General features: G+C 71.9%; 1 protein-coding gene. It reads left to right on the plus strand.

All coding sequences use genetic code 11. The features are described from left to right. The coding region (locus Q1A87_RS23690; protein ID WP_299657321.1) for a glycosyltransferase at positions 1 to 535 on the plus strand (535 nt) is incomplete at its 5' end. Between the last annotated feature and the right edge of the window lie 56 nt (positions 536 to 591).

Consider the following 591-nt stretch of genomic DNA (forward strand, 5'->3'; position numbering starts at 1 on the left):
CTGGCCGGTGGCGCCCGATCCCGGCCCCGATGCGCCGCTCGCCTTCTTCGGGCGCTCGCATCCCGAGAAGGGCCCGGCTGCGGCGATCGACGCCGCGCGCAGGGCGGGCCTGCCGATCCGCCTTGCCGGCATCGTCGCCGACCGCGCCTATCATGCGGCTCAGGTCGAGCCGCGGCTCGGTGCGGACGCGATCTGGGTCGGCACGGTGGAGGGTGCGGGCCGCGCGAGGTTCCTCGGGGCGGCCAAGTCCCTCCTGCATCTCATTGCCTTTGACGAGCCATTCGGCCTTTCGGTGATCGAGGCGATGGTCTGCGGCACGCCCGTCATCGCCCTGCGCCGCGGGTCCATGCCTGAGCTGATCGAGGAGGGCGTCACCGGCTATCTCGTCGACCGCCTGGAGGACGTGCCGGGCGCCATCGGCCGGCTCTCCCGGATCGACCGTGGCGCCTGCGCCGCGCGGGCCCGGGCCCGCTTCGGTGCGGACGTCATGGCCCGAACGTACGAGGCGCTCTATCGCACGGTTATTCGCCCGTGAGGAGCTGACTTGATATCCTCCGCCACGCCGTCAGCGCTCCGACGCGTTCGGATATC

The sequence above is a fragment of the uncultured Jannaschia sp. genome (assembly GCF_947494055.1).
Taxonomy (GTDB): domain Bacteria; phylum Pseudomonadota; class Alphaproteobacteria; order Rhodobacterales; family Rhodobacteraceae; genus Jannaschia.